Annotated in this window: 28 protein-coding genes and 1 tRNA gene; 17 read left to right on the top strand and 12 right to left on the bottom strand. The window is 39.1% G+C overall.

The window, feature by feature from the left end; all coding sequences use genetic code 11:
* Positions 1–6 precede the first annotated feature (6 nt).
* The 6 genes from EL121_RS10050 to yhbY all read right to left on the bottom strand — a co-directional run bounded on the left by EL121_RS10050 (position 7) and on the right by yhbY (position 4,578).
* Entirely contained in the window at positions 7–876 is an 870-nt protein-coding gene (locus EL121_RS10050; RefSeq protein WP_039196456.1) for a phosphatidate cytidylyltransferase, read from the bottom strand.
* Between the two features lie 20 nt (positions 877–896).
* On the bottom strand, positions 897–1,610 hold the full coding sequence (gene uppS / locus EL121_RS10055; RefSeq protein ID WP_039196457.1) for a polyprenyl diphosphate synthase: 714 nt from the start codon (positions 1,608–1,610) through the stop codon (positions 897–899).
* A gap of 172 nt (positions 1,611–1,782) precedes the next feature.
* On the bottom strand, positions 1,783–2,490 hold the full coding sequence (gene gloB / locus EL121_RS10060) for a hydroxyacylglutathione hydrolase (protein ID WP_039196458.1): 708 nt from the start codon (positions 2,488–2,490) through the stop codon (positions 1,783–1,785).
* A gap of 58 nt (positions 2,491–2,548) precedes the next feature.
* Entirely contained in the window at positions 2,549–3,466 is a 918-nt protein-coding gene (gene nagK / locus EL121_RS10065; protein WP_039196459.1) for an N-acetylglucosamine kinase, read from the bottom strand.
* A 2-nt stretch (positions 3,467–3,468) separates the two neighbouring features.
* A complete protein-coding gene (locus tag EL121_RS10070; protein WP_197050942.1) occupies positions 3,469–4,173 on the bottom strand; it encodes a phosphatase PAP2 family protein in 705 nt (234 codons plus the stop codon).
* An 87-nt stretch (positions 4,174–4,260) separates the two neighbouring features.
* Positions 4,261–4,578 (bottom strand): ribosome assembly RNA-binding protein YhbY, encoded by a 318-nt coding sequence (gene yhbY / locus EL121_RS10075; protein ID WP_005622694.1) that lies wholly within the window; start codon positions 4,576–4,578, stop codon positions 4,261–4,263.
* A gap of 120 nt (positions 4,579–4,698) precedes the next feature.
* On the opposite strand from yhbY, the gene EL121_RS10080 reads away from it, so the two are divergent.
* Positions 4,699–5,457, top strand: coding sequence for a glycosyltransferase family 2 protein (locus EL121_RS10080; RefSeq protein WP_039196461.1), 759 nt, complete (start codon positions 4,699–4,701; stop codon positions 5,455–5,457).
* A 60-nt stretch (positions 5,458–5,517) separates the two neighbouring features.
* Here EL121_RS10080 and EL121_RS10085 read toward each other — a convergent pair whose 3' ends face one another.
* Both EL121_RS10085 and EL121_RS10090 read right to left on the bottom strand, forming a co-directional pair.
* Positions 5,518–6,348: a D-alanyl-D-alanine carboxypeptidase family protein gene (locus EL121_RS10085; RefSeq protein WP_039196462.1), complete on the bottom strand. Its 831-nt coding sequence runs from the start codon at positions 6,346–6,348 to the stop codon at positions 5,518–5,520.
* A 77-nt stretch (positions 6,349–6,425) separates the two neighbouring features.
* Positions 6,426–7,463, bottom strand: coding sequence for a glycosyltransferase family 9 protein (locus tag EL121_RS10090; RefSeq protein WP_039196463.1), 1,038 nt, complete (start codon positions 7,461–7,463; stop codon positions 6,426–6,428).
* Between the two features lie 245 nt (positions 7,464–7,708).
* On the opposite strand from EL121_RS10090, the gene argG reads away from it, so the two are divergent.
* From argG to purF, 4 genes are all read left to right on the top strand, one after another.
* Positions 7,709–9,040 (top strand): argininosuccinate synthase, encoded by a 1,332-nt coding sequence (gene argG / locus EL121_RS10095; RefSeq protein ID WP_018651803.1) that lies wholly within the window; start codon positions 7,709–7,711, stop codon positions 9,038–9,040.
* Positions 9,041–9,149: 109 nt separating this feature from the next.
* Positions 9,150–9,611 (top strand): ribonuclease HI, encoded by a 462-nt coding sequence (gene rnhA, locus EL121_RS10100; protein ID WP_039196464.1) that lies wholly within the window; start codon positions 9,150–9,152, stop codon positions 9,609–9,611.
* A 156-nt stretch (positions 9,612–9,767) separates the two neighbouring features.
* Positions 9,768–10,271: a CvpA family protein gene (locus EL121_RS10105; protein WP_039196465.1), complete on the top strand. Its 504-nt coding sequence runs from the start codon at positions 9,768–9,770 to the stop codon at positions 10,269–10,271.
* Between the two features lie 13 nt (positions 10,272–10,284).
* Positions 10,285–11,802 carry an amidophosphoribosyltransferase gene (purF, locus tag EL121_RS10110; protein WP_039196466.1) on the top strand — a complete coding sequence of 506 codons (1,518 nt, stop codon included), beginning with the start codon at positions 10,285–10,287 and terminating at the stop codon, positions 11,800–11,802.
* A gap of 138 nt (positions 11,803–11,940) precedes the next feature.
* On the opposite strand, the gene EL121_RS10115 is transcribed toward purF, so the two are convergent.
* From EL121_RS10115 to yejK, 4 genes are all read right to left on the bottom strand, one after another.
* A complete protein-coding gene (locus tag EL121_RS10115; RefSeq protein WP_039196467.1) occupies positions 11,941–12,396 on the bottom strand; it encodes a DUF5358 family protein in 456 nt (151 codons plus the stop codon).
* Between the two features lie 99 nt (positions 12,397–12,495).
* Positions 12,496–13,836, bottom strand: a complete 1,341-nt coding sequence (gene gdhA / locus EL121_RS10120; protein ID WP_039196468.1) for an NADP-specific glutamate dehydrogenase — start codon at positions 13,834–13,836, stop codon at positions 12,496–12,498.
* A gap of 329 nt (positions 13,837–14,165) precedes the next feature.
* Complete coding sequence (gene bamE / locus EL121_RS10125) at positions 14,166–14,513, bottom strand: outer membrane protein assembly factor BamE (protein WP_039196469.1); 348 nt, start codon at positions 14,511–14,513, stop codon at positions 14,166–14,168.
* A 70-nt stretch (positions 14,514–14,583) separates the two neighbouring features.
* Positions 14,584–15,585, bottom strand: a complete 1,002-nt coding sequence (yejK, locus tag EL121_RS10130) for a nucleoid-associated protein YejK (RefSeq protein ID WP_039196470.1) — start codon at positions 15,583–15,585, stop codon at positions 14,584–14,586.
* 91 nt (positions 15,586–15,676) lie between these two features.
* Between yejK and EL121_RS10135 the strand changes: the two genes are divergently transcribed.
* The 12 genes from EL121_RS10135 (at position 15,677) to EL121_RS10195 (ending at position 24,309) form a co-directional block, all read left to right on the top strand.
* Positions 15,677–16,066, top strand: coding sequence for a RidA family protein (locus EL121_RS10135; RefSeq protein ID WP_039196471.1), 390 nt, complete (start codon positions 15,677–15,679; stop codon positions 16,064–16,066).
* A 27-nt stretch (positions 16,067–16,093) separates the two neighbouring features.
* Positions 16,094–16,831, top strand: a complete 738-nt coding sequence (gene pgeF, locus EL121_RS10140; RefSeq protein ID WP_039196472.1) for a peptidoglycan editing factor PgeF — start codon at positions 16,094–16,096, stop codon at positions 16,829–16,831.
* Between the two features lie 96 nt (positions 16,832–16,927).
* A tRNA-Ile gene (locus EL121_RS10145) sits at positions 16,928–17,004 on the top strand.
* Between the two features lie 196 nt (positions 17,005–17,200).
* Entirely contained in the window at positions 17,201–18,418 is a 1,218-nt protein-coding gene (locus tag EL121_RS10150; protein ID WP_039196473.1) for a tyrosine-type recombinase/integrase, read from the top strand.
* A gap of 468 nt (positions 18,419–18,886) precedes the next feature.
* Positions 18,887–19,831: a hypothetical protein gene (locus EL121_RS10155; protein WP_039196474.1), complete on the top strand. Its 945-nt coding sequence runs from the start codon at positions 18,887–18,889 to the stop codon at positions 19,829–19,831.
* Positions 19,832–20,122: 291 nt separating this feature from the next.
* Positions 20,123–21,163: a hypothetical protein gene (locus tag EL121_RS10160; RefSeq protein WP_052190376.1), complete on the top strand. Its 1,041-nt coding sequence runs from the start codon at positions 20,123–20,125 to the stop codon at positions 21,161–21,163.
* 155 nt (positions 21,164–21,318) lie between these two features.
* Positions 21,319–21,537: a helix-turn-helix transcriptional regulator gene (locus EL121_RS10165; protein ID WP_039196475.1), complete on the top strand. Its 219-nt coding sequence runs from the start codon at positions 21,319–21,321 to the stop codon at positions 21,535–21,537.
* 9 nt (positions 21,538–21,546) lie between these two features.
* Positions 21,547–21,927: a hypothetical protein gene (locus EL121_RS10170; protein ID WP_039196476.1), complete on the top strand. Its 381-nt coding sequence runs from the start codon at positions 21,547–21,549 to the stop codon at positions 21,925–21,927.
* A 287-nt stretch (positions 21,928–22,214) separates the two neighbouring features.
* A complete protein-coding gene (locus EL121_RS10180) occupies positions 22,215–22,916 on the top strand; it encodes a Rha family transcriptional regulator (RefSeq protein WP_039196478.1) in 702 nt (233 codons plus the stop codon).
* Between the two features lie 17 nt (positions 22,917–22,933).
* Positions 22,934–23,317, top strand: a complete 384-nt coding sequence (locus tag EL121_RS10185; RefSeq protein WP_039196479.1) for a hypothetical protein — start codon at positions 22,934–22,936, stop codon at positions 23,315–23,317.
* 142 nt (positions 23,318–23,459) lie between these two features.
* Positions 23,460–24,092 (top strand): ash family protein, encoded by a 633-nt coding sequence (locus EL121_RS10190; protein ID WP_039196480.1) that lies wholly within the window; start codon positions 23,460–23,462, stop codon positions 24,090–24,092.
* Complete coding sequence (locus EL121_RS10195; protein WP_039196481.1) at positions 24,085–24,309, top strand: hypothetical protein; 225 nt, start codon at positions 24,085–24,087, stop codon at positions 24,307–24,309. Before EL121_RS10190 ends, EL121_RS10195 begins: the two co-directional genes overlap by 8 nt.
* Positions 24,310–24,312 lie beyond the last annotated feature (3 nt).

The raw sequence follows: 24,312 nt of genomic DNA on the forward strand, positions 1-24,312 counted from the left end.
AACATCCTATAGTACAAAGAAAAAGAAAGTTGCAAAGAACGGAATTGCAGCAGTTAAGCTATCAATACGATCTAAAATACCGCCGTGCCCCGGAATCAAATTACTGCTGTCTTTAATATTCGCTTGGCGTTTAAACATACTTTCCGCGAGATCTCCTAATACGGAAATAGCAACGGTAGTCACAGAAACTAAAATAAACGGTAATGTTGCTAATTCACGACCAAATACGTTATGCGGTGCAAGTTCTAAGAATAGGAAAGCAATGACACATGAGGTAATTAAACCGCCGATTGCACCTTCCCAAGATTTCCCCGGTGAAACTTTAGGTGCCAATTTACGTTTTCCAAATGCACGACCAAAGAAGTAAGCCCCCGAGTCTGCACCCCAAACTAATAAGCAAACATAAAGTAATAAATATGTTCCTTGGAACTCATTTACCGCATAGTTATTAAAACGTAGCGCAAGAGCTGCAATAAAGAACGGAACTAAAGTACAAAAGCCAAAGCTAAATTTGGCAATAATCGATTTTGCCCAGACGTTTGCAGATTTAGGATAGCTTACGACTAAAAGGAAAGCGATAAACCACCAAATACAAGAAATAAACAATAACGGCGTAGTTTCATCCGTTAAGAAGCGTGCCGCACGAATGTAATCGGTATTGGCAAAAATAAGCAAAATGAACAAACAAACAGTCACAAAGGCAACGATTGCTCGAGGCAATGCGCGTTTTAAGCCGGCAAATTGAGCCCATTCCCACATTGCTGCCGTAATGACGGCTGCAAGCGCAAGCGTGAGTGGAAGGGGAGAAAGAAGAAAAATTGCTGCCAATACCGCAATAATCATGACAATGGCAGAAAGTACACGTTCCTTAAGCATTTATAAAATCCTTATAATTATTAGCAACCACCGAAACGGCGATCACGTTGTTGATAAGCGATAATGGCTTCGCTGAAAGATTCATCATTAAAATCAGGCCATAAAACCGGGCTGAAAAAGAGTTCTGCATAGGCAATTTGCCATAACAAGAAGTTACTAATACGCTGCTCCCCACTGGTTCGGATCAATAGATCAACTTGCGGCTGATCTCCGGTCACTAACGCATTCTGAAAACGTTCCGCCGTAATATCGGAAATACTGATTTCACCTAATTTGACTTTAACTGCAAGTTGTTGCGCTGCTTGTGTGATGTCCCAATAACCACCGTAATTTGCCGCAATATTTAAGGTTAATCCGGTATTCTCTGCGGTTAATGCTTCAGATTCCGCAATTCGTTTTTGTAGACTTTCGCTAAAGCCTTTTTTATCACCAATGATTTTTAAACGAATATTATTCTTATGCAGTTTTTTTACTTCGGAATCTAATGCTCGCATGAAGAGTGACATTAACGCTGAAACTTCTGCTTCAGGTCGGCTCCAGTTCTCGCTGCTGAAGGCATAAAGTGTTAAGACTTTAATTCCGTGTTTAGCTGCAAAACTTACCGCAGAACGTACCGCTTTTACACCATTTTGATGACCAAAAACGCGTAATTTTCCTTGTTGCTTTGCCCAACGCCCGTTGCCGTCCATAATAATTGCAACGTGTTGAGGCATTTTTTGAGGATCAAAATTCACAGAAGTTCTCGCTTTTAGAAAGTTAATTGATAGGTTACATAAATGAAGACAACTATATCATAGGATGACGTTCTAAGATAGACGCTAGGAGAATTGACAGTATAAAAATTAAAAAGTTTGCGGATAAGTAAAATAGACAGACAGGAAGTAAGTACTTCCTGCATAAAATAGGTTAGAAGTTATCTTTTTGCTGACGTAATGCAATAAATTGAGCTAAATCGACTGCTTGTAAGAACGGATTAATTTGCAGCTCTCTATCTAAAGTTGTCGGCAGAGTCGGTTGCTTGCGAGAACGAAGAATCTCCGCACGTTCTTGAATTTCAAATAGCCCGCAACTTGGCGGCAAGACCGCTTCCGCAAATTTTAGATTGCTTAACGTGTATTCATGCGCTGGGAATATTTCGACAAATTCAGGCAATGCTTTAAAGCGTTGTAGCGCGTCAAATTGCGCTTGATAATCACCGGTAAAGACCCGTCCGCAACCGGCGGAGAATAACGCATCACCACAGAACAGGTATTCATTACCGAATAAATAGCTGATGTGTTGAGCGGTATGACCGGCACTTTCAATCACTCGGACATCATAATCAAATAAAGTGAAATGATCTTCAGGTTGAACAATACGGTTAGCGAACTGAGCAACTTCTTGTGGCCCATAAACCGGTATTTGAGGGTAGCGAGAGAGCAGTTCAGGCATACCATCGGTATGATCATGATGATTGTGTGTTAATAAAATAGCGGTCAAATTTAGCTGATTTTTTGCAAGAAACGCTAATACGGGCGCAGCATCTGACGGGTCGACAATAATCACATTATCATTTTTTTGGATTGCCCAAATATAGTTATCGGAGAGTGCCGGAATGGGGGTAATGTTTAGCATAATACTTTCCTCTATAAAAGAATACATGGGGAAATCCCATGTATTCATCAAAAACGAATTATTTTAGGAAGAGTGCCGCCGCACCACGTGTACCGCCTGAGTCACCGTGAATTGCTTTTTTGAAGACTGGTACTTTAGCACTACGCATTAAATGAGGCGGAAGCGCTTTTGGTAAAGCGTCATAAATATGATCAAAATTAGATAAACCGCCACCGAAAACGATCATATCCGGATCAAGAATCGTAATGAGGTTACTGATACTGATTGCCATTAATTCGATGTATTTATCCACAAATTTGACAATTTTCGGCTCTTTTTGATAGAAACGTTCGATAATTTCTTTTGCTGATAGGCTTTCGCTGACCAGATCTCTAAATAGCATCTCAAAGCCACGACCGGAAATATAAGTATCTAAGCAAGCGCGGTTTCCACAACCACATTCATAAATCGGTGCATTATCCCAGCCTAATAGTTTTAAAGCATGATAATTGAGCTGCATATGACCGACTTCACCCGCCATGCCGATTCTGCCGGAATGAATTTTACCGTCAAACACAAAACCGCCGCCAAAACCGGTACCGATAATCAAACCGAGTACGGTTGAGAATTGTTGGTTATTCGGATCCCAAGCTTCCGAAAGGGCAAAGCAATTTGCGTCGTTTTCTGCGCGTACTTCACGGCCTAAACGTTCGCTTAAATCTTTTAAAATCGCTTTGCCGTCAGCCACTCGAATATTCGTAATTTCCGCAATACCGGTTTCACGATTTACAAAGCCGGGTAAGCCTAAACCGACAGAACCTTTTTCGCCGAATTTGTGATCGGCGTTACGTACTAAGGTTTCCACCGTATCAAGCCATTCCTCATAATTGGTTTGCGGTGTCGGCACACGTTCGCTATACAGCTTTTCAAGCTGCTCATTAAATGCCGCCAACTCAATTTTTGTCCCACCGATATCTAAACCGTAATAAATAGCCATAATTAGCCTCGCTTTTGAAAGATTTTGAAAGTTTCTAAGAAAGGAATCACCCAAACAAACACGATAATGTGGAATACCCAAGAAATTAACGTGCTAACAAATAAATCGATAGGGTAGTGCATACCTAAACGTAAACGGCTGATGAGCATGAGACCCGCCCATACAATTGCAAAAATTTGGGCAAAAATGACCGCTTTTCCGCTTAAACCGAATAGCAACCCGCCGAATACCAATAACCAAGAAACGGCAAAAATGGTATGACCTGAAGGGAATGAATAACCTAATTCACCCGCTTGATGTTCCGCAACGAAATCAGCATCAGCCGGATGCGTTTTTTCTGCAAGCGTTAACACCGCTTGAGCTTGTTCTTCTTCCGGTAATGCGTAAAATTGTTCTGTTTGTGTTTGGAACATTTCCGTCACAAATGGACGAGGCTCTTTAAACACCGCTTTCGCCCCTTCTTTAATGATTTGTGTGCCGACAACGGAGCTTGCGCAAATAAAACCGACTAAAAACCACGCATGACGTTTACGAGTGAGCCACATTAACCAAAGCATAAAGAGTACGCAGGTAATTAATGCGTAAGGAGTCGAACCCGTTTCGGTTAAGAAAAATAACCAGAAATCAAGATCGTAAAGACGGTAATCCATTCCTCCAAATGTCCATTTCCAACCTGTCACCCAAGTAAATAACGGCACAAGTAACATCAAAAAAGTGAAAATCGAGAGTTTTTTAATCACGGAAATTTCCTTATAAAAAAGACCGCTTACAAGCGGTCAGATTTGGCTAATAAATTACGAAATTGCTTTCGTTGCTTTTGGTAAGCTGATTTTCTTCTCTTCGCTTTGGCGATAAAGAACAAGAACGTGACCGATAGTTTGCACGTTAGTTGCTTTTGTTTCACGCACGATCGCATCGATGATTAATTGTTTGGTTTCACGTTCCGCACCTGAAATTTTTACTTTGATTAATTCGTGGTGATCTAATGCGTTTTCGATTTCAGCTAACACGCCTTCCGTTAAGCCGTTGCCGCCAAGCATGACAACCGGGCTTAAGTGGTGTGCTAAACCTTTTAAAAATTGTTTTTGTTTCGTTGTTAATGTAATAGACATTGTTTTTAAACCTGTGGTTTGTTGAGAATAAAATTTGGCGTAGAAAATAGCACAAAAGGGGCGAATTTTAAAGTAAAATGCAATGAACAACAAACAAAATAAACCAGAAAAGGACAGATTATGCCAACGTTAAGTGTTGCGATGATTGTAAAAAACGAGGCTCAGGATTTAGCGAAATGCCTTGAAACCGTGCAAGGTTGGGTGAATGAAATTATTGTGCTGGATAGTGGCAGTAGCGATGAAACCGTACAAATCGCTGAAAGTTTCGGTGCGAAAGTGTATGTGAATTCCGACTGGCAAGGCTTTGGCAAACAGCGCCAGTTAGCCCAGCAATATATCACAAGCGATTATGTTTTATGGCTGGATGCGGATGAGCGTGTAACGCCTGAGTTAAAACAGAGCATTTTACAAGCGGTCGAAAAAGATGAAAAAAATACCGTCTATCAAGTAAGCCGTTTAAGCGAAGTATTCGGCAAACAAATTCGCCATTCGGGGTGGTATCCTGATTATGTGGTGCGTTTGTATCGTACTGATTTTGCTCAATACGGTGAAGAATTGGTACATGAAAAAGTCCATTATCCGAAAAATGCCACGGTGAAAAAATTAACCGGTGATTTACTGCATTTTACTTATAAAGATATTCATCACTATTTAGTGAAATCGGCAAGCTATGCAAAAGCATGGGCAATTCAACGTGCGAATGCGGGCAAAAAGGCGAGTTTATTAGACGGTGTAACGCACGCTTTAGGTTGTTTTGTGAAAATGTACTTGTTGAAAGCCGGATTCTTAGACGGCAAACAAGGCTTTTTGTTAGCCATACTTTCAGCGCATTCAACCTTTGTGAAATATGCGGATCTTTGGAACAGAACGCGCAACTAATTGCAAAAAATCGTGAAAAAAAGACCGCTTGTTGTGTGTAGCAACAAGCGGTCTTTTTAATTAAATATCTTCTTCCTCATCATAGCCGTCATATTCAAAGTCATCATTGGCTAATGAAGCGCAGCCATATTGCTCTAATTTATTTTTGGTAAAGTTAGAACGGAATGCCGAGCTATTGTTATTCAAGCTAATCACGCCAATGGTTGCGTTATTACATTGGTGCTTATTGATAAAAACGAGATTGTAGCCGGACTCTCGGATATAACCGGTTTTATTAATCGCCGCATCGAAAATCTCTTCTCGTACTAATGCACTGGTGTTTTGCATAAATACGTTACGTTTGCCGGCACGAATATATGTTGCTTTCGTATTAGATAGCTCTTGGATTTTGGCATTATTCAGCGAATATTTTGCCAGTTTAACTAAATCCATCGCACTTGAAATATTGGTGCTAGATAAACCTGAACTATCGCTAAAACGAGTAGAACGCATACCTAATTGCTGCGCTTTTTGATTCATCTTTTGGATAAACTGCGCCCGGCTCATACCGGCAGAACGAGAGAGTGCGTGAGCGGCATAATTATCTGAATGGACTAACATCGCTTTTAATAATTCGCTGCACGCAATCGGCGTATATTTCGGCAGTTTAGTGCCGGTGCCTTTGATGTAATCGAAATCTTCGTCCGAAATTGAAGCGCTACAGTTTTTATTTTTATTATTTTCTAAGAAAACATTCGCTGTCATTAACTTGGTAACAGAAGCGATCGGCTGAACATTATTTGCTGAGCGGCTTTCTAGAATTTTATCGTGGGTAAAATCATACACCACGTAAGATTGGGCAATACTAAGGGTCGGGAAAAGGAAAAAAACGGAGAGAAATTTCTTAAACATATTATGATTCATCGAGTTAAAAATTAGCCTGTTATTCTAACAGGCTTTTAGTATGCTCGCTATGGATTAAACAATTCTTAGGAATGCCAAATGTTCTTTACAAAAGGCACGATGGTTTTAAGCGCTTCTGAGATCGAAATTAAGCCTAAATTCATTTGTTGCGCTTTTTCTTTTGCTTCGGGCGGCATAAAGGCTAAGTGTTTACCTTCTTCATTGATCGGACGCCAACGGCGAGGTAACGCAGATAAACGGCTCGGATAAAAACCGATAGTTGCGACATTCAGTGCGCCAGCGATATGCAGAGGTCCGGTTGAACCGGCAATAAACAGATCGGCACAAGCAATCGAACAGGCAAAATCTTGTAACCCGTCATTCTTATCGTACACCACTGCTTTGGCTGCAGTAATTTGTGCGGCTAATTGGTGGGCTTTTTCGCTTTCGCCTTTACCTGCTGTCAGCACGATTTCACAATTTGTTTCATTTGCAATGCAGTTAAGCATTTGCGCATATTGTTCAATGGATAAACTGGTTGCCGAACCACCGGTGGACGCATGTACAAACAGCCATTTACAAGCGGTCGAAATTTGCAGATTTTTTGCTAATTTTGCTTTTTGTTGTGCAATCTGCTCTTCGCTGAATTGTAAGTAAGGCGGCTTAGGCTCAACCACTGCAATATGGTGCTTTTGCAGAAAGGCACGAGCTAAATCTAGATTATATTCGCTTTCCGCTTTTGCCGATTGCGAACGGCGTTGCGTTAAACGTTGGTTATATAGAAATTGAAAGACTTTGGTTGCCGGTGCAAGGCGATGTTTAATGCCGCTTTTCCAAGTCAGTTTGGCATTGTACCAGTCGGAAACAAAGCAGATTACCGCATCAAATTGCGCATTTTTGACCGCTTGTAAAACACGGTTGAACTCAGTTTTGTCTTTTTTATTCGGCGTATCGATAATAACGTTATCAATCGAAGGGCATAGTTTGGCAAGCGGGGCGGTATAGCTTGGCACTAGCGCCGTAATTTCTACATTTGGCATAGACTGTTTCAACATCGCAAATGCTGGAAAACACACCATAAAGTCACCGATTTTGTCATTACGAATGACGAGAATTTTTTTCATTATATTTTTAACCTTTTAAAACGAATTACGTACTATTTTAGCATTTTTTAAGTGGAATTTTTGGTAAAAAATTATGAAAATTTGACCGCTTGTTTAGTGTTAAACGTTAGATTAAAAATCATTACGAGATTTCCCTCTAAATTTTAGATGTAATTTTTACAAAATTGAACTAGAATAGACGGAATGACACAAATGCAACCGTTTGCGTCAGTTGTCTTTTATTGTGAAAATTTATAGGAATTCGTATGTCAGCAACAATTTTAGAATCTCTCCCATTAGGTCAAAAAGTAGGTATCGCATTTTCAGGTGGTTTAGATACCTCAGCCGCATTACTTTGGATGCGTAAAAAAGGTGCAGTACCTTATGCTTACACTGCAAACTTAGGTCAGCCGGATGAAGACGATTACAACGCAATTCCGAAAAAAGCGATGGAATACGGTGCGGAGAATGCACGTTTAATCGATTGCCGTGCACAATTAGCACACGAAGGTATCGCAGCAATTCAATGTGGTGCTTTCCATATTTCAACCGGTGGTATTCCATATTTCAATACTACGCCACTTGGTCGTGCGGTAACCGGTACAATGCTTGTTGCGGCAATGAAAGAAGATGACGTAAACATTTGGGGCGACGGTTCAACTTTTAAAGGTAACGATATTGAACGTTTCTATCGTTACGGCTTATTAACCAATCCAAAATTAAAAATTTACAAACCTTGGTTAGACCAACTTTTCATTGATGAGCTTGGTGGTCGTTTCGAAATGTCGCAATTCTTAATCGCTAACGGTTTCGACTACAAAATGTCGGTAGAAAAAGCATACTCAACAGACTCGAATATGTTAGGTGCGACTCACGAAGCGAAAGACTTAGAAGAATTAAGCACCGGTATGAAAATTGTGAAACCGATTATGGGTGTAGCATTCTGGGACGAAAGTGTAGAAATTAAACCTGAAACCGTTTCAGTGACTTTCGAAGAAGGTGTGCCGGTGGCATTAAACGGTAAACGTATCGAAGATGCGGTTGAATTAATTTTAGAAGCAAACCGTATCGGTGGTCGTCACGGTTTAGGTATGTCGGATCAAATTGAAAACCGTATCATTGAAGCAAAATCTCGCGGTATCTATGAAGCACCGGGGATGGCGTTATTACACATCGCTTATGAGCGTTTAGTAACCGGTATCCATAACGAAGATACAATCGAACAATATCGTATTAACGGTTTACGTTTAGGTCGTTTACTTTACCAAGGTCGTTGGTTCGATCCACAAGCGTTAATGTTACGCGAAACGGCTCAACGTTGGGTGGCGAAAGCGATTACCGGTACAGTAACTTTAGAATTACGTCGTGGTAATGACTTCACCATTTTAAATACTGAATCACCAAACTTAACTTACGAAGCAGAACGTTTAAGTATGGAAAAAGTAGAAGATGCACCGTTCACACCGGCGGATCGTATCGGTCAATTAACCATGCGTAACTTAGATATCGTGGATACACGCGGTAAATTAGGTATCTATACTGAGACAGGTTTATTATCCGTTCAAAACAACGTATTACCGCAACTTGGTAAAAAGTAATCTTGATCTAATGCTTTAGAAAACTTAGAATCAGACAAAAGCCCCAATAGTTTACGCTTTGGGGCTTTAATTTTTTAATAAGCGGTTAAAATTGAAGAATTTTTTGCAAATGAAATTAGTTGAAATATTTACAGACGGTTCGTGCTTGGGTAACCCCGGTAAAGGTGGCATTGGTATCGTGTTGCGTTACAATGGACATGAGAAACAGGTCAGCAAAGGCTACTTGCAAACCACCAATAACCGGATGGAATTGCGTGCGGTGATTGACGCGTTGGCAATGTTGAAAGAGCCTTGCCAAGTACAGTTAAATTCAGATAGTCAATATATGAAGGATGGCATCACTAAATGGATTTTCAACTGGAAGAAAAATAACTGGAAAACCGCAAACGGTAAGCCGGTTAAAAATAAAGATTTGTGGATAGCGCTAGATCAAGAGAGTCAGCGCCACAAAATTGAGTGGGCTTGGGTAAAAGGACACTCAGGTCATCGTGAAAATGAAATTTGCGATGAGTTGGCTAAAGCAGGTGCAAATAACCCCACATTAGAAGATGTGGGGTACAATGCGGATTAGCCAAAAGAGGCAAGCGGTCAAATTTTGCAAAATTTTTGCAAATTTGAACCGCTTGTAAAATTTTTCGGCATATATTATGCGTTTTTTACGAAGTTTGCTCTACGCAAACGTTTTCTTTTTTTGTAGAATATAGGTTCTTAACCTTTAGAGGTTTTTATGGTTGACATTATTATTATCGGATTAATTGCATTTTCTATCTTAGTAAGCCTTTGGCGAGGTTTTGTAAGTGAAGTGCTTTCACTTGCCGGTTGGGTCGTAGCGTTTTTTGTGGCAAGCAATTTTTATCCTTACCTTAGCAGCTACCTCACGCAAGTAAATTCGGTATATCTTCAAAATTCAGAATATTTACGTAATGGCATCGCCGCTGCTGTTCTTTTCATTATCACATTAATTGTATGTGGCATTATTAGTGCACTATTAAGCAAATTGGTGGATACAACAGGTCTATCAGCGACAGATCGTGTATTAGGCGGTGCGTTTGGTGCATTACGCGGTATTTTGATTGTTGCGGCAATCTTATTCTTCTTAGATACCTTCTCATCAGCAAGCCAAACGGAATTATGGAAAGAGTCTCAACTCATTCCGCACTTTGACTTTATTGTGAAATGGTTCTTTGAACAACTACAAGCTAATTCCAGCTTTTTAAATTCGACTAAATAGAGAGGTTTTTTATATGTGCGGCATTGTCGGCATTATTGGGGGATCGCCGGTTAACCAGGCGATTTATGATGGTTTAACATTACTTCAACATCGCGGGCAAGATGCCGCAGGTATCGTTACAATTGATGATGAAAACCGCTTCCGCTTACGCAAAGCTAACGGCTTAGTAAGTGACGTATTTCGTCAAGAGCATATGCTCAGATTACAAGGTAATGCGGGTATCGGCCATGTTCGTTACCCGACTGCCGGTTCATCAAGTGTTTCAGAAGCACAACCTTTCTATGTAAACTCACCTTTCGGTTTAACTTTAGTTCACAATGGTAACCTAACCAATAATGCTGAATTAAAAGAACGCTTATTCAAAGAAGCTCGCCGTCACGTTAATACCAATTCGGATTCAGAATCATTACTGAATATTTTTGCGCACTATTTAGATCAATACCCGACAGCGCATTTAACTCCTGAAAATATCTTTGAAACGGTACGTAAAACAAACGAAGTAATTCGTGGTGCTTATGCGTGTATCGCTATGATTATCGGCCATGGTATGGTGGCATTCCGTGATCCGTTCGGTATTCGTCCGTTAGTATTAGGTAAACGTGTTGTGGAAGGCAAAACAGAATACATGTTTGCTTCCGAAAGCGTTGCTTTAGATATTGTTGGTTTTGAATTCGTGCGTGATGTAAACCCGGGTGAAGCGGTTTATATTACTTTTGAAGGTGAATTGCATTCTGCAATTTGTGCGGATAATCCGAAATTAAACCCATGTATTTTTGAGTATGTTTATTTTGCTCGTCCGGATTCGGTGATTGATGGCGTATCTGTGTATAGCGCACGTGTTCATATGGGCGAATTATTAGGTGAGAAAATTAAACGTGAATGGGGCAGAATGGTTGATGAGATTGATGTGGTTATCCCAATCCCTGAAACTTCAAATGATATTGCAGTACGTATCGCAAACGTCTTATATAAACCTTATCGCCAAGGCTTTGTAAAAAACCGTTATGTTGCTCGTACCTTCATTATGCCAGGGCAAGCGCAACGTAAGAGTTCGGTACGCCGTAAATTAAATGCGATTTCAAGCGAGTTTAAAGGCAAAAATGTGTTATTAGTTGATGACTCTATTGTACGCGGTACAACATCGGAACAGATCGTTGAAATGGCTCGTGCTGCCGGTGCGAAAAAAGTCTACTTTGCATCAGCTGCGCCGGAAATTCGTTATCCGAACGTATATGGTATTGATATGCCGACTTGTGAAGAGTTAGTGGCTTATGATCGCTCAGTGGAAGAAGTGGCGGAAATGATTGGTGTAGATAAGCTGATTTTCCAAGATCTCGAAGCATTATACAAAGCGGTTCAGGCAGAAAACCCAACAATTCAGCATTTTGACGCATCGGTATTTACCGGCGAATACATTACCGGCGATGTAGATAAAGCTTACCTTGACGCAATTGCACACGCTCGTAATGACAAAGCCAAAGCCAAAGCTGCAAAACAAGCAACCAATTTAGAAATTCATAACGAAAACTAAATTAAAGCATAAAAACAAGTCCTTGAGTCTGAGAAGATTCAAGGGCTTTTTGTATTAATGGCTATATAGGGAGCAACGACTCCTAACGAAGGCGTGTACCAGAGTCGAATTGTAGCTATATGAAATAACTAAGAAAGCTTATTTATACACCTGCGGTATTGAGTATTCAATTTGTTGTTTGATTTGAGCGTAGACTGGCTTGAAGTCTTCGCAGCGAGATTTATCAACATTAGCTTTTTGGTGATTGTATTTTTCATGCATCTGTTCAAAGTAAAGACGTGAGGGTTCGTCTTTTTCGATAAATTGAGCATTTTGTTCGCCAATTAACTCTTTTAATAAATTTTGTTGAAAATAAAGCATCGTCATGCTTTCGGCAACAGACCAATTGTCATAGATTTGTTGGTAATTCGGTTTTGCAAGATCAGGGAAAAGGCATTGTTCAATATTATTTAATTGGCGAACCAAAATTTTTATATCGGTTGCGGAGATTTTGTATTTTGCGTGTTCTGTATAAGCGGTCGGATTTTCAGCAGAATTTGCAAAACTTGTATGGCATAAAGCTGCACAAATCAAGGTAAATAAAGTTTTTCGCATTGTATTTATTCCTATATCTGTTTGGGACAGCATAGCATAAATCTTTTATTTCGCGCAAAAAATAAACCCTCCGAAGAGGGCTTATTTTAGCGGAAATCGTTATACGATACCTTGTTCTAACATTGCCGTTGCCACTTTTTTGAAGCCTGCAATATTTGCACCGTTTACGTAGTTCACGAAACCGTCTGCTTCTGTGCCGTTTTCTACACAGTTTTCGTGAATAGCTGTCATGATATTGAATAGACGTTGATCAACTTCTTCACGAGTCCAAGATAAACGGATTGCGTTTTGGCTCATTTCTAAACCTGAAGTCGCTACACCACCAGCATTTGCCGCTTTGCCCGGAGCGTAAAGGATTTTCGCTGCGATAAATACTTCAACCCCTTCAAGTGTTGTCGGCATATTTGCACCTTCAGCGACACAGAAACAGCCGTTTTTCACTAATTCTTTTGCTGCTTCGCCGTCTAATTCATTTTGTGTTGCACACGGAAGCGCGATATCACATTTCACACCCCATGGTTTTTGACCTTCAAAGTATTGGATGCTTTGTTCTTTAGCATATACTGATAAGCGTTCGCGACGTTCGTTTTTCAGTACTAATAAATCCGCTAATTGTTTTTCAGTCATCCCTGAATCCGGGAATAATACATAACCGTTTGAGTCAGATACGGTTAAGACTTTCGCACCTTTTTGGATTGCTTTTTCTGCAGCATATTGCGCTACGTTACCCGAGCCTGAAATAACAACACGTTTGCCTTCAAAGCCTTGACCTTTAGTTGCTAACATTGCATCTGCAAAGTAAACTGCACCGTAACCTGTTGCTTCCGGACGAATTAAGCTACCGCCCCAAGTTAAGCTTTTACCGGTTAATACTGAAGTAAATTCATTGCGTAATTTTTTGTATTGACCGTACATATAACCGATTTCACGACCGCCAACGCCGATGTCGCCTGCTGGTACGTCTGTATCTGCACCAATGTGACGAGATAATTCTGTCATAAATGCTTGGCAGAAACGCATGACTTCAGCGTCTGATTTGCCTTTTGGATCGAAATCCGAACCACCTTTACCACCACCCATCGGTAATGTAGTTAATGCATTTTTGAAGACTTGTTCAAATGCGAGGAACTTTAAAACACCTAAGTCAACAGTTGGGTGGAAACGAATACCGCCTTTATAAGGACCAATCGCAGAGTTCATTTGAACACGGTAACCACGGTTTACTTGCACTTGACCTTTATCATCAACCCAAGTTACACGGAAAGTAATAACACGTTCAGGCTCAACGATACGTTCTAAGATGCCTTGTTGAGTATATTGTGGGTTTTTCGCAAGGAATGGTGCTAATGAACCGAAAACTTCTTCCACTGCTTGGTGGAATGGTGCTTGGTTAGGATCACGTTGTTTGATTTTTTGGAACAATGCGTTTAAGTCGCTCATAAAGTACTCCTGTTATGTTTGAATTTTGGTAAGAAATGGGTTGTGTTTTGCTATGTCTTGGAGTCTAGCAAGCAATTTTTAATTTGAAAAGGTTTAATTAGAAAAATTTATCAAATAAATTACAAAAATTTAGTTATTTGATTAGATATTGTTCTTTATTTGATTTTTTATGATTGTCAATAGAAGAAAACGCTCAAAAAGAAGGTTAAAACTGACGATTTGATCGTAAATTTAAATCTTTTGTATAAAAACTAATGATTGTGGTATGGATTAGAAATATTAATGGCTGGTTTGGGGTATAAAAAAGCCCACTGATGTGGGCTAATAAATTATTCGGCTTTAGTTGCTTCAATTGGTTTATCTAATTTGATATCGCTGACTAAACCCTGATTATCAAAGTAAACAAAGAGAGTATGTTGAATAGGATCGTTATAACCCTCACGTTTAATGAAAACATAACCCCAACGGTTTTGCGCAAAAGTATCTTGTAGCATAGGTGTACCGAGCAAATATTGCACTTGCGTTTTATTCATGCCAATTTTTACTTGATCAATTTTGTCTTGTTCTAAATAGTTACCTTGTGGAACGTCAATACGATACACTACTTTTTTTACGGTAGAACAGGAAGTTACACCGACAGCAAGCAGTGCGATAGCTAAAAGAGATTTCATTTTCATAATATTTATTGACCTTTGAATTGTTCAAAATGATTGGATAGATAATACCCAAACTAATAAAATTTTTCCATTACTTATTGCGTTCTAACTGATCACGCAAATTCGCTGGTAACCCTTTGATTGTCAATGTATCGTTTAGTTCATCCCAAATTAAACGTTCGCCGAGTAATTCTGCATTAAAGCTGATTGTTACCCCTTTACCTGAGCCTGAATATTTCGTTAAGGTTTTCAACGCATTACGAACCGGTGGAATATTTTCTTCAAGCCCGTATTCTTGATCTTGAGTAAATTGTGCAAAATTAACTTCGTTAAGTGTTGGTAGTGCTTCTGATAATTCGCTTAATGCAATTTCTTCCCCGCTATTAATTTGCCCTTTACAGTATTCAAATACTTGCTTTTTAACTTCTCGAGTTTGCGGGGCAGATAATTCACCTTGATCACAGTAGTCGCTCACCGCCTGTAAAAGCGTTTGATTTTGTAATTGAGGGTTAAAACCTTCTTCCGCACTCAGGAAATCCATAAAGAAGTCTGCAATTTTTCGTCCGACTCGTCCTTTAATAAAGGTGAGATAGCGGTTTGATTGTGCATTGATTTTTAATTCTGTCAGATTGATGCGGCAAGCGATATCATACTGAGTAATATCCAAATATTCGGTGCGTTTTATGTCTAATTGATCGTCCACTAACATTGAAGTACGACTATCAATCAATGCGATAAATAAATAATCAGTGGCTAAAAAGTTATAGCGACAAAGAATAAAGGTTCCGCCTGATGCAAAAGGATATTTCGCTAATTCGCTAGAGAGCATTTTCGCACAACTGTGACTGAACGGTAAAAAATCAGTTTCTTGTTCTAATAAGCGATTAAGTTGCTGAGCAAAAATAGATTCATTTTTAAATATACCATAAGCCTTTGCTTTACTTTGATAAGCTTGGTGAAGCTGTAACATCATTTGTTCAACTTCAGGGCTAATGGCAAGTAAATTATCGCGAAGTACCGTATTCAGTTCCGGTGTTTCGCTTTCGGTTTGATGAATCTGATGAAGGACGATTTCAGTAACATTAATGCTCATACTATTTCTCTTGAGATTAGGGTAGAAATAAAAGGTGGGAGATATTATCATTAAACGCACTATTTTTCATTACTAAAAGAAGGAATTCACCATGACTAAAGTTATTCATACAGAAAAAGCACCAGCAGCAATTGGCCCATACGTACAAGCGGTTGATTTAGGTAATCTTGTTTTAACCTCAGGGCAAATTCCGGTTAATCCGCAAACAGGCGAGATTCCAACAGATATTACTCAGCAGGCACGTCAATCATTAGAAAATGTAAAAGCAATTGTTGAACAAGCTGGTTTAAGTGTGGCGGATATTGTTAAAACAACCGTTTTTGTGAAAGACTTGAATGATTTCGCAACCGTAAATGCTGAATATGAAGCGTTTTTCCGTGAAAATAATCATCCGGCATTTCCGGCTCGTTCTTGCGTTGAAGTCGCTCGTTTACCAAAAGATGTTGGTTTAGAGATTGAAGCGATTGCGGTACGCAAATAAGCGGTTATTTTTAGAGAAAATTTTGCAATGAAAAACATTACGCCAGATTGGAATGTACCGGAGCATATTCATGCCTTTACTACCGTCAGAACAGGCGGCGTTAGCCAAGTGCCTTTTGATAGCTTTAATTTAGGTGATCATGTCGGTGATAATCCTACGGATGTGCAGCGTAACCGTCAGCTACTCGTAGAGCGGTTCGGGTTACCGAATTTTCCGCTATTTTTAACGCAAACGCATAGTACTCGAGTGATTCGTTTACCACATGACGGAGATAATTTGGAAGCGGATGCGGTCTATACCAATCAACCGAATCAAGTTTGTTTAGTGATGACGGCAGATTGTTTACCGGTACTTTTCTATAGTAAAGACGGAAAAGAATTGGCGGCCGCTCATGCCGGATGGCGTGGTTTATGCGATGGTGTATTAGAAAATACGGTTGCTGAATTTGCTTGTTCACCGGCAGATATTTGTGCATGGCTAGGGCCGGCGATTGGTCCGAATGCTTTTCAAGTTGGCAAAGAAGTGATTGAGCAGTTTTGTGCGTTTGATCCGCAAGCGGAACAGGCATTTGTTGCGGATCTGACAACAAGCGGTAAATTTTTAGGAAATCTTTATCAAATCGCCCAACAGCGATTGCGTAAACTTGGTATTACCGAAATTTCCGGTGGAGAGCATTGTACTTTTACGGAGCAAGAACGCTTTTTCTCTTACCGAAGAGATAAGCAGACCGGACGTATGGCAAGTCTCATTTGGCGATCTGAATAAAGCACAATTTATAGTAAGTATGTTTTTTATGCGGGTGTTCGCCTAATGCTAGACGAACACCCAAAATTTCCCTATAATCCAACCTCATTTCTTAATCCCCCCTTAGCTCAGTCGGTTAGAGCAGGCGACTCATAATCGCTTGGTCACTGGTTCAAGTCCGGTAGGGGGGACCAACTTAACTTTTCTACTCTTTCGTCTTCTTACGTTTTCTTATTCTCAAGCCTTGATTTTACTAGCTTTATCGCACTTTTTTATTGTTTTTTCTTACGTGTTCTTTCGTATTCATACGTTTACAGCCGTGAATTTTAGTTATACATTTAGTTATATGTATCGTATAACTAAAAAAATCGTATAACTAAAAGGGCTGAAATGGCGAGATTAACTAAACCACTTACTAATACCGAAATAGAGCGGGCCAAAGCTAAAGAGAAGGAATATACCCTTTCTGATGGCGGCGGACTTTATCTACTTATTAAACCTAATGGGGCTAAGCTATGGCGATTCAATTACTATAAGCCAATCATAAAGAAAAGAGCCTTAATAAGTTTTGGTCGCTATCCGGATATATCTCTACAACAAGCGAGAAAACAGCGTGATGAGTGCTTATCTCTATTAGCGGTAAATGCTGATCCATTGGAACACCGCCAACAGGTAGAGAGAGAAGAACAAGCTAAGAGAGAAAATACCTTGTTGAAAATGGTTGAACTATGGCACAACAAACGTCTTGATGACGTAAAGCACAGGGATATTCAAGCGGAAACGTTACGGAAGAATAAGTTGATATTAGATAGGCATATTTTGCCAGCACTAGGACATTTAGCGATAACTGAGATTAGTCCAAGAATTGTAATTGATGCGCTAGAACCGGCAAAAGAGCGTGGTTTAGGCGATACACTCAAGCGTGCGATTCGATTATTGAATGAGGTGCTGAATTTTGCGGTGAATGCGGATTTAATCGAGTTCAACAAATGCCTAAAAGTAAGTGAGCATTTTAGTACACCTAAAGCCGTGAACAACCCAACCATTCCGCCAAAAGAATTACCAGCTTTTCTAGAAGCCTTAAGAGATGGCAACCTATCACTACAAACCAAGTTATTAATTAAATGGCAGTTACTCACAATTACCCGCCCTAAAGAAGCGAGCGAAGCACTATGGAGCGAAATAGACTGGGAGGCTAAAACGTGGACGTTACCCGCTGAAAAAATGAAAATGAAGCGTTCTCACGTAATTCCGCTAAGTAACCAATCTCTACGTATTCTTGAGAAAATGAGAAAGATTACCGGCAATAGCCCTTTTATATTCCAAAGCGAGATAAAGCCAAAGCAGCCGATGAACTCCCAAACAGCAAATAGAGCAATCAAATTACTAGGCTATGAAGGGCGTCTAACCGCTCACGGTTTAAGGTCGATAGCTTCTACCTACTTGAATGAACAATTAGTCAATTATGACGTGGTAGAGGCTTGTTTAGCACACGTTATCAAAGACCAAACTCGAAAGGCTTATAACCGTTCTGATTATCTCGATCAACGAGTGGAAGTAATGCAACAATGGGCAGATTATGTAGAGAAATGTTCTATTGGGATTTAGTAGAGCATTTTCAGAACATGGGGGAATTAATGATTTTTACCTATACTGTATAAATTTATTCTCTCTTTCTATTAGGAAGCATATTTTTAATAGTCCAATAGTCCCAAACACCCTTTTTAAGGCATGAAGTCATTATATATCAATAAGTTAGACGTAAAATTATTGGACTATCATTGGACTAAAATCGCCATTTTGGGACTAAAATACCCCCTTTTGGGACTATTTATTGAAAATTTAGTACGGCAAATAGGATACTTTTAAGGCGAATTATATTTTACAAACTCAAATGAATACGGAATAATGCGTAAAACAACGCAACAATTAAAACGCTGCTTGATCGCATTGAGCAAAAGTTAGACTTCTTGATTCAGCGAGCTTTTAAATAAATTAATGTGGCAGTTGAGAGTAAAAGTTTTTTGCAAAAATTAAATGCCGTATTTATCGTAGAAAGAGATAATGGAGACCAAAATGGAATTAAATGAACAAGAACTATCGATTGCTTTTCCACAAAATCTATATTATTCAACAACAAAGCCACTACATGTTGACGATGTTATAAAATCGCTACGTGGTTTAAACGTTCTAGTAAAAAGCACTAAACCAACATTAAATGCACTATTTAATGTAGATATTCATAATATTGAGCTTTATGTAAAATCTATCGAAGAAGGTAGCTTATTAGAGGAAACTTTTATAAAATTATTTTTCAATTCACAAGCTGAATATGATGCCTTCTTACAACAGATTCACGATAAATTTGGAGACAAAGCAATGAAAACAACTGGCGCAATCATATTGGCTGTTGTTTCTTGTTTTACTCTTTATGGAGTGTATAAAGCAGCAACAGCAGGATCGGATAATGGAACCATAGCTATTGATAGTTATAACACTATTAATAATTATTATGTGGATTCTAGAATTTGGGAAGAAGGAGCTGAATTAGCAAAAATGGCTCCAAAAGAATTTAAGAAAACGATTGAACAAAACGTAAGAAATCGTAAAGCGGTTGCTCAGAGTTCACTAGATGTAATGTCTCCTGTAAAAGATGACAATAATGCCGAACTCTTTATTGGATTAGACCACAAAGCTGAATTACCAACTATTCCAAAGGAGATTGCTCAAGCAACACCACATGGGAAAATTGAATTTTCTTCGATAGAAGATGTTGTTGATTATGATGATATTGATATTCAAATTCGAGCTCTAGATTTAGATAACCCAAAGAAAGGCTGGGCAGGTATTATTCCCAATGTGATTGACTATCGAGTAAAAATAGAAATAGCAAATGGCGTAAATACCACTAAGCTAAAAATTAATAAAACAATTCGAGCTGATGTGTCTATTGAGATGAAAAAAGACTCTTCAACAGGTGACTTAAAAGCAACCAAAATCATTATACATAAACTCAGATAACATTCCTAAACCGCCCTCGAGGCGGTTTTATTTTATCTACTCGCAATTCCACTTATCCATTATACAATGATTTACTAGAACGTCTAAAACGTGCTTAGATAACTGTTTATAAAAACAGGTTTTCCTTTATTAGCACGAAAGAAAACGATATAATACGCAATATTACATAGCCTTAAATGGCTTTCCAATTTGAGCAACTAGGAGCGGACTAATTACCCGAGCCGAAAAGAAACTATCCCTATTAGTTTCCTGTTGCTCACTCTCTTAATAGGGCAACGTATAGGGGCGTTTATGGGGAATTTTTTTAAACGATGGTATACATTAGAAGAAACAGTTTGTGTTCTTAATGATTATTTTGCTTCTCAAAATAAGTTAAATATAGAGCCTTTGGAGTATAAAAAATTATTCAATATTCAAGATGTTTTAAATTTTTATCGAGGTGATCAGCTAAGGTTAGCAGTACATATTCAAGAGCTAGATAATGACAAAGGAAATATAAATTTATTTGATCTACAAATAACCACAGAGAGTTTTTTGTATGATTCTATTGATGATATGGAAATAAAAGGTGATATAACTATAACTAGTGGTGATGATAGTGTAGTAGGGTTGCTTGATGATTATTTATATGCCCATGGGTATTTTTGTTTACCCCGACAGTATACAACGTTAGAGAATGGGGCTTTTTCCATATCTGCTATAAAAATCTATCAAGAAGAACAAATGGATGTTACTACTGGTGATGGAGTTGATTATCCTTTTAGCTTAAATCACTCTTTTAATATTGCATTTCCTTATCCGATAATAATTCCTATGGGGAAAATTATTGTTTTAAGAAAGGATATTTTGGAGCTTATAACTATAATAGAAAAAGAAAATAGAAATGCTAAATTATTTATTGAGCATAATATCCAAGCTATCAATATAAATCAAACTGCTGAATTAGAACGGTTAAATTCTATTATCAAGCAAAAAAATGAAGAAATAGCACAGCTTAAAACAGAAAACCTGTCAAAACCTGACACGCAAGCGGTAGAAAATGGCGGAAATGTTGCAAATATTCCCGTAAATCACGATGATTTTTCGATTTATGGACACTCTAGTGAGAATTTGAAACTACTTTTTGAAATGACTAAAAAAATTGCCGCTAAATGCGATCCTGAAAATGTGTATTCTTACCCTAAAAAAGAGGATTTCATAAATTATGTAAGAAAGTATCTTACTGATAATCAAAAGTTAGCTGAATCTTTATATCAAATAATTATACCTGAAAAAGTAAAGATAAGAGGGAATACTCCTAAAGGGGTGAACACCTTCCAAGGCTTTATTTAACAAGGTTTTAGGGCTATATCTCCATAAGGGGTATAGCCCTTATTTCATTCTATACTCCACACACCTTACAAACCCTTTCAGTCTATTTTTACCTCAAAAACACTTCCACAATACGCCCCGAATGATTAACCAAGAAATCGTAAAGGAGCGTAAGAATGGAACATATCCCATCAATTGAAACTAACCAACTTCAAACTACGGCAACTCCGCCAAAGCTACTACTTAATATTGATGAAGTAAAAGCAATGACAGGCTTTTCTACTACTACCATTTACAAACACGTTAAAGACGGTTCATTCCCACAGCCTAAGCGTTGTGGCGGTCGAGCGGTACGTTGGCGCTTAGCGGATATTCAAGCCTATATTAATTCGTAGGGGTAGATTATGAGCGCCAATATTACACGTAAAGAAAAGTTAGGAAGCTATTTATTAGCAAGCCGTAACGGTTTTTCTGAACTGGACGGAATGAGGGAATTAGGCATCACCAGCGGTCGAAACGAGATCAGCGAACTAGAAGCGATTACACAGACTGAATTTATTCGTATTCAAGAACATAACCAAAACGGAGGTACGCATTTTCGCTATTTCTTAGCAGATAAGACACAAGCGGAGAGATTAATCACTTTCCTAAATGGAAAAGCAGTAAGTCGTAACGCAGCGATTCCCTATCCGCCAACGGTGGCGGAATCTGTACTTAATCAGTTAGCAGCACCAACAGAAGCACAATTACAGCACAAAGTACGTAAACCGGTGAAAGGAGTGTAACAGGAGTGATTCAGTATGAAGTGTGAAATAGCCAAGATGAATACGGTATTAATTCAGCACGCATTTGATTACTACGCTGCCGGCAATAAGAACGTATTCACGTTTAAGAGCCTGTACAACGATGAAGAACCCTACCCGCTTGAGGAGCTTATCACTTGCCTTGCTACGCATATTCAGATTTTAGAAGCGGAGCAACGAATACAACACACCGAGAGCCGGCAAACTTCAATATGGCTATATGCGAAAAGAATTAAGCAATTGGAAACGATTAGAAAGGGGAAAATGAGATGAAAGGATTAAATGAGCAATTACCGATTGAAGCGGTATTTCCTAAAGTGTTTCGTAAAGAAACCGTTGCAATGACAAACACCCTCAAAGTAGCGGAATATTTCGGAAAACAGCATAAAAATATTTTACAACGTCTTGAAAATTTAGAGTGTTCAGAAGAATTTAACCGGCTGAATTTTAAGCCCGTTAAGTACACCGACCAAAAGGGAGAAAGTCGGAAGATGTTCTTAATGACCCAAGACGGCTTTACGCTTTTAGTTATGGGATTTACTGGTAAAAAAGCAATGCAATTTAAAGAGATGTATATCGCCGAATTTAACCGAATGAAAAAGCAACTTGATAGCAAAGACCGCCTAAGAGATACGCAACACTTACTTAATGAAGCGATTGATTTCAAGCAGCAGACTTCTGAAAAAGAAGATCCGCACGCGTACAGCCGCGAAAATACCCTCGTTTATTGTGTAGCGTTGGGCATGAGTAAAAAGAAATGGTTATTACAGAATGGTTATCCAGCAGATGCTGAAATCCGCCAATTTCTCACACCGGAACAACTTGATTTAATCCATTTACTGGTTACGGAAAACGCCACAATGATTAAGTTAGGCTTGGAGTACACAGTACGTAAAAATCATTTACAAGCAAGTGCATTACATTACTGGCGCAAACTGGCAGTAGGGAAGAATCAAAATGTTAGCGGTTAAGTTCGGAGGTTAGCGCAATGGGATACGGTCATCAAATCCGGCAAAGGTTCGCTATTGAGTACGCCCACAAGGGCAATGCAACACACGCCTTAAAAGCCGTATTAGGTACAGAACGAGCCGAGCGAATGAAAGCGGTAACGCTACGAGCAAGAGCAAGCGAACTGTTAAATAACTATCGCACCGTGGAGCTAATCGAGCAAGAAAAGCAAGCAATGGCGGAACGAGGGGAACGGTTGCCAAGATTTAGAAAGCGAACTTATCGCACGGATTTAGTAAGTGGAATGAGTGAATACAGCAAGCGGACACCATCACAACCGACAGTCGTTCTACAAGAAATCAGAGGTTTTAAAACAATATTGAAACAGTTATCACGAGCAACAAAACGAGGACAGAAACGGTAACAAAACGGTAACGATATGGAATAGATGCGGAACATTTTTTCAAAAGTTCCACTAGTAAAACTTGACTTTATTAGCAAATAAAAACGCCCTCAAAGCGACACCAAGAGGGCAAGAACAAAAATTTAAAAAAGGTATTTAACCGATGAATATTTTACAGTACATCACAACAAATAGCGACACAATCGACAATAATCAACAAGGTTATTTAGATATGGTTCATTCCGTACTATTGGCGGAATTTGCAAAAAATAGAGAAAATTCGACCGCTTGTAAAAAGAATTGCTTTACAAGTTTAGCGAATAAGGTTTATGCTATTCTCGCTTTCGCAAAATCGGAAGCCGAGCGTGGAAACTCGAATAATAAAACTTTGGCGAACACTAGCACGCCTTTAATCCGTGCTTTTTTTGTTCGTAGCACACGCACACCTAAAGAAAATAACCAGTCCAAAAATGGATTCGTTACATTTCTCTCAATGGTAGCGTGTAATGGGAAAGGTTCGCCCTTTGCTGTGTTCCAAAGTTCGCAGTTTTCCACCCCGTTACACGTTACCGCCCAAACCGTGGAAAGTTTAGCGGTAGCCTTCAATTATTTAACTTTGGAGCTATCAGCCATGATCTATCTATTCAAAGCCGTAAGCCGTTTAGACTTACGCAATACTTCAAAACCGATTTCATCATTCCCTTGCTATACCGTGCGTATTAAAGCCGAAAGCTTAGAGCAAGCCAAAGCGATTGTTTGCCCTTTCTTTGCCGTTAAGGAGGTGGTTTATGCGTAACCAAACAATCAAACAGCCAGTTCAAGCCACTACCCTAACTGCTGAAGATATTCAAGCGATTAAAAAGGCACGTAAGCAATTATGGAGTGCTTTCGCTGTCATTAAGATAATGAGCCAATCAGAACACCATGAGCCTATGGATTATGCTGTAGCACTTGAAGGCGTGGCTAAGTTAATGTGCGACACTCTCGCTGATTTTGAAGAGATTAATCTTTAGGAG

Origin of the sequence: Actinobacillus equuli (assembly GCF_900636745.1) — a bacterium.
Classification (GTDB): Bacteria; Pseudomonadota; Gammaproteobacteria; order Enterobacterales; family Pasteurellaceae; genus Actinobacillus; species Actinobacillus equuli.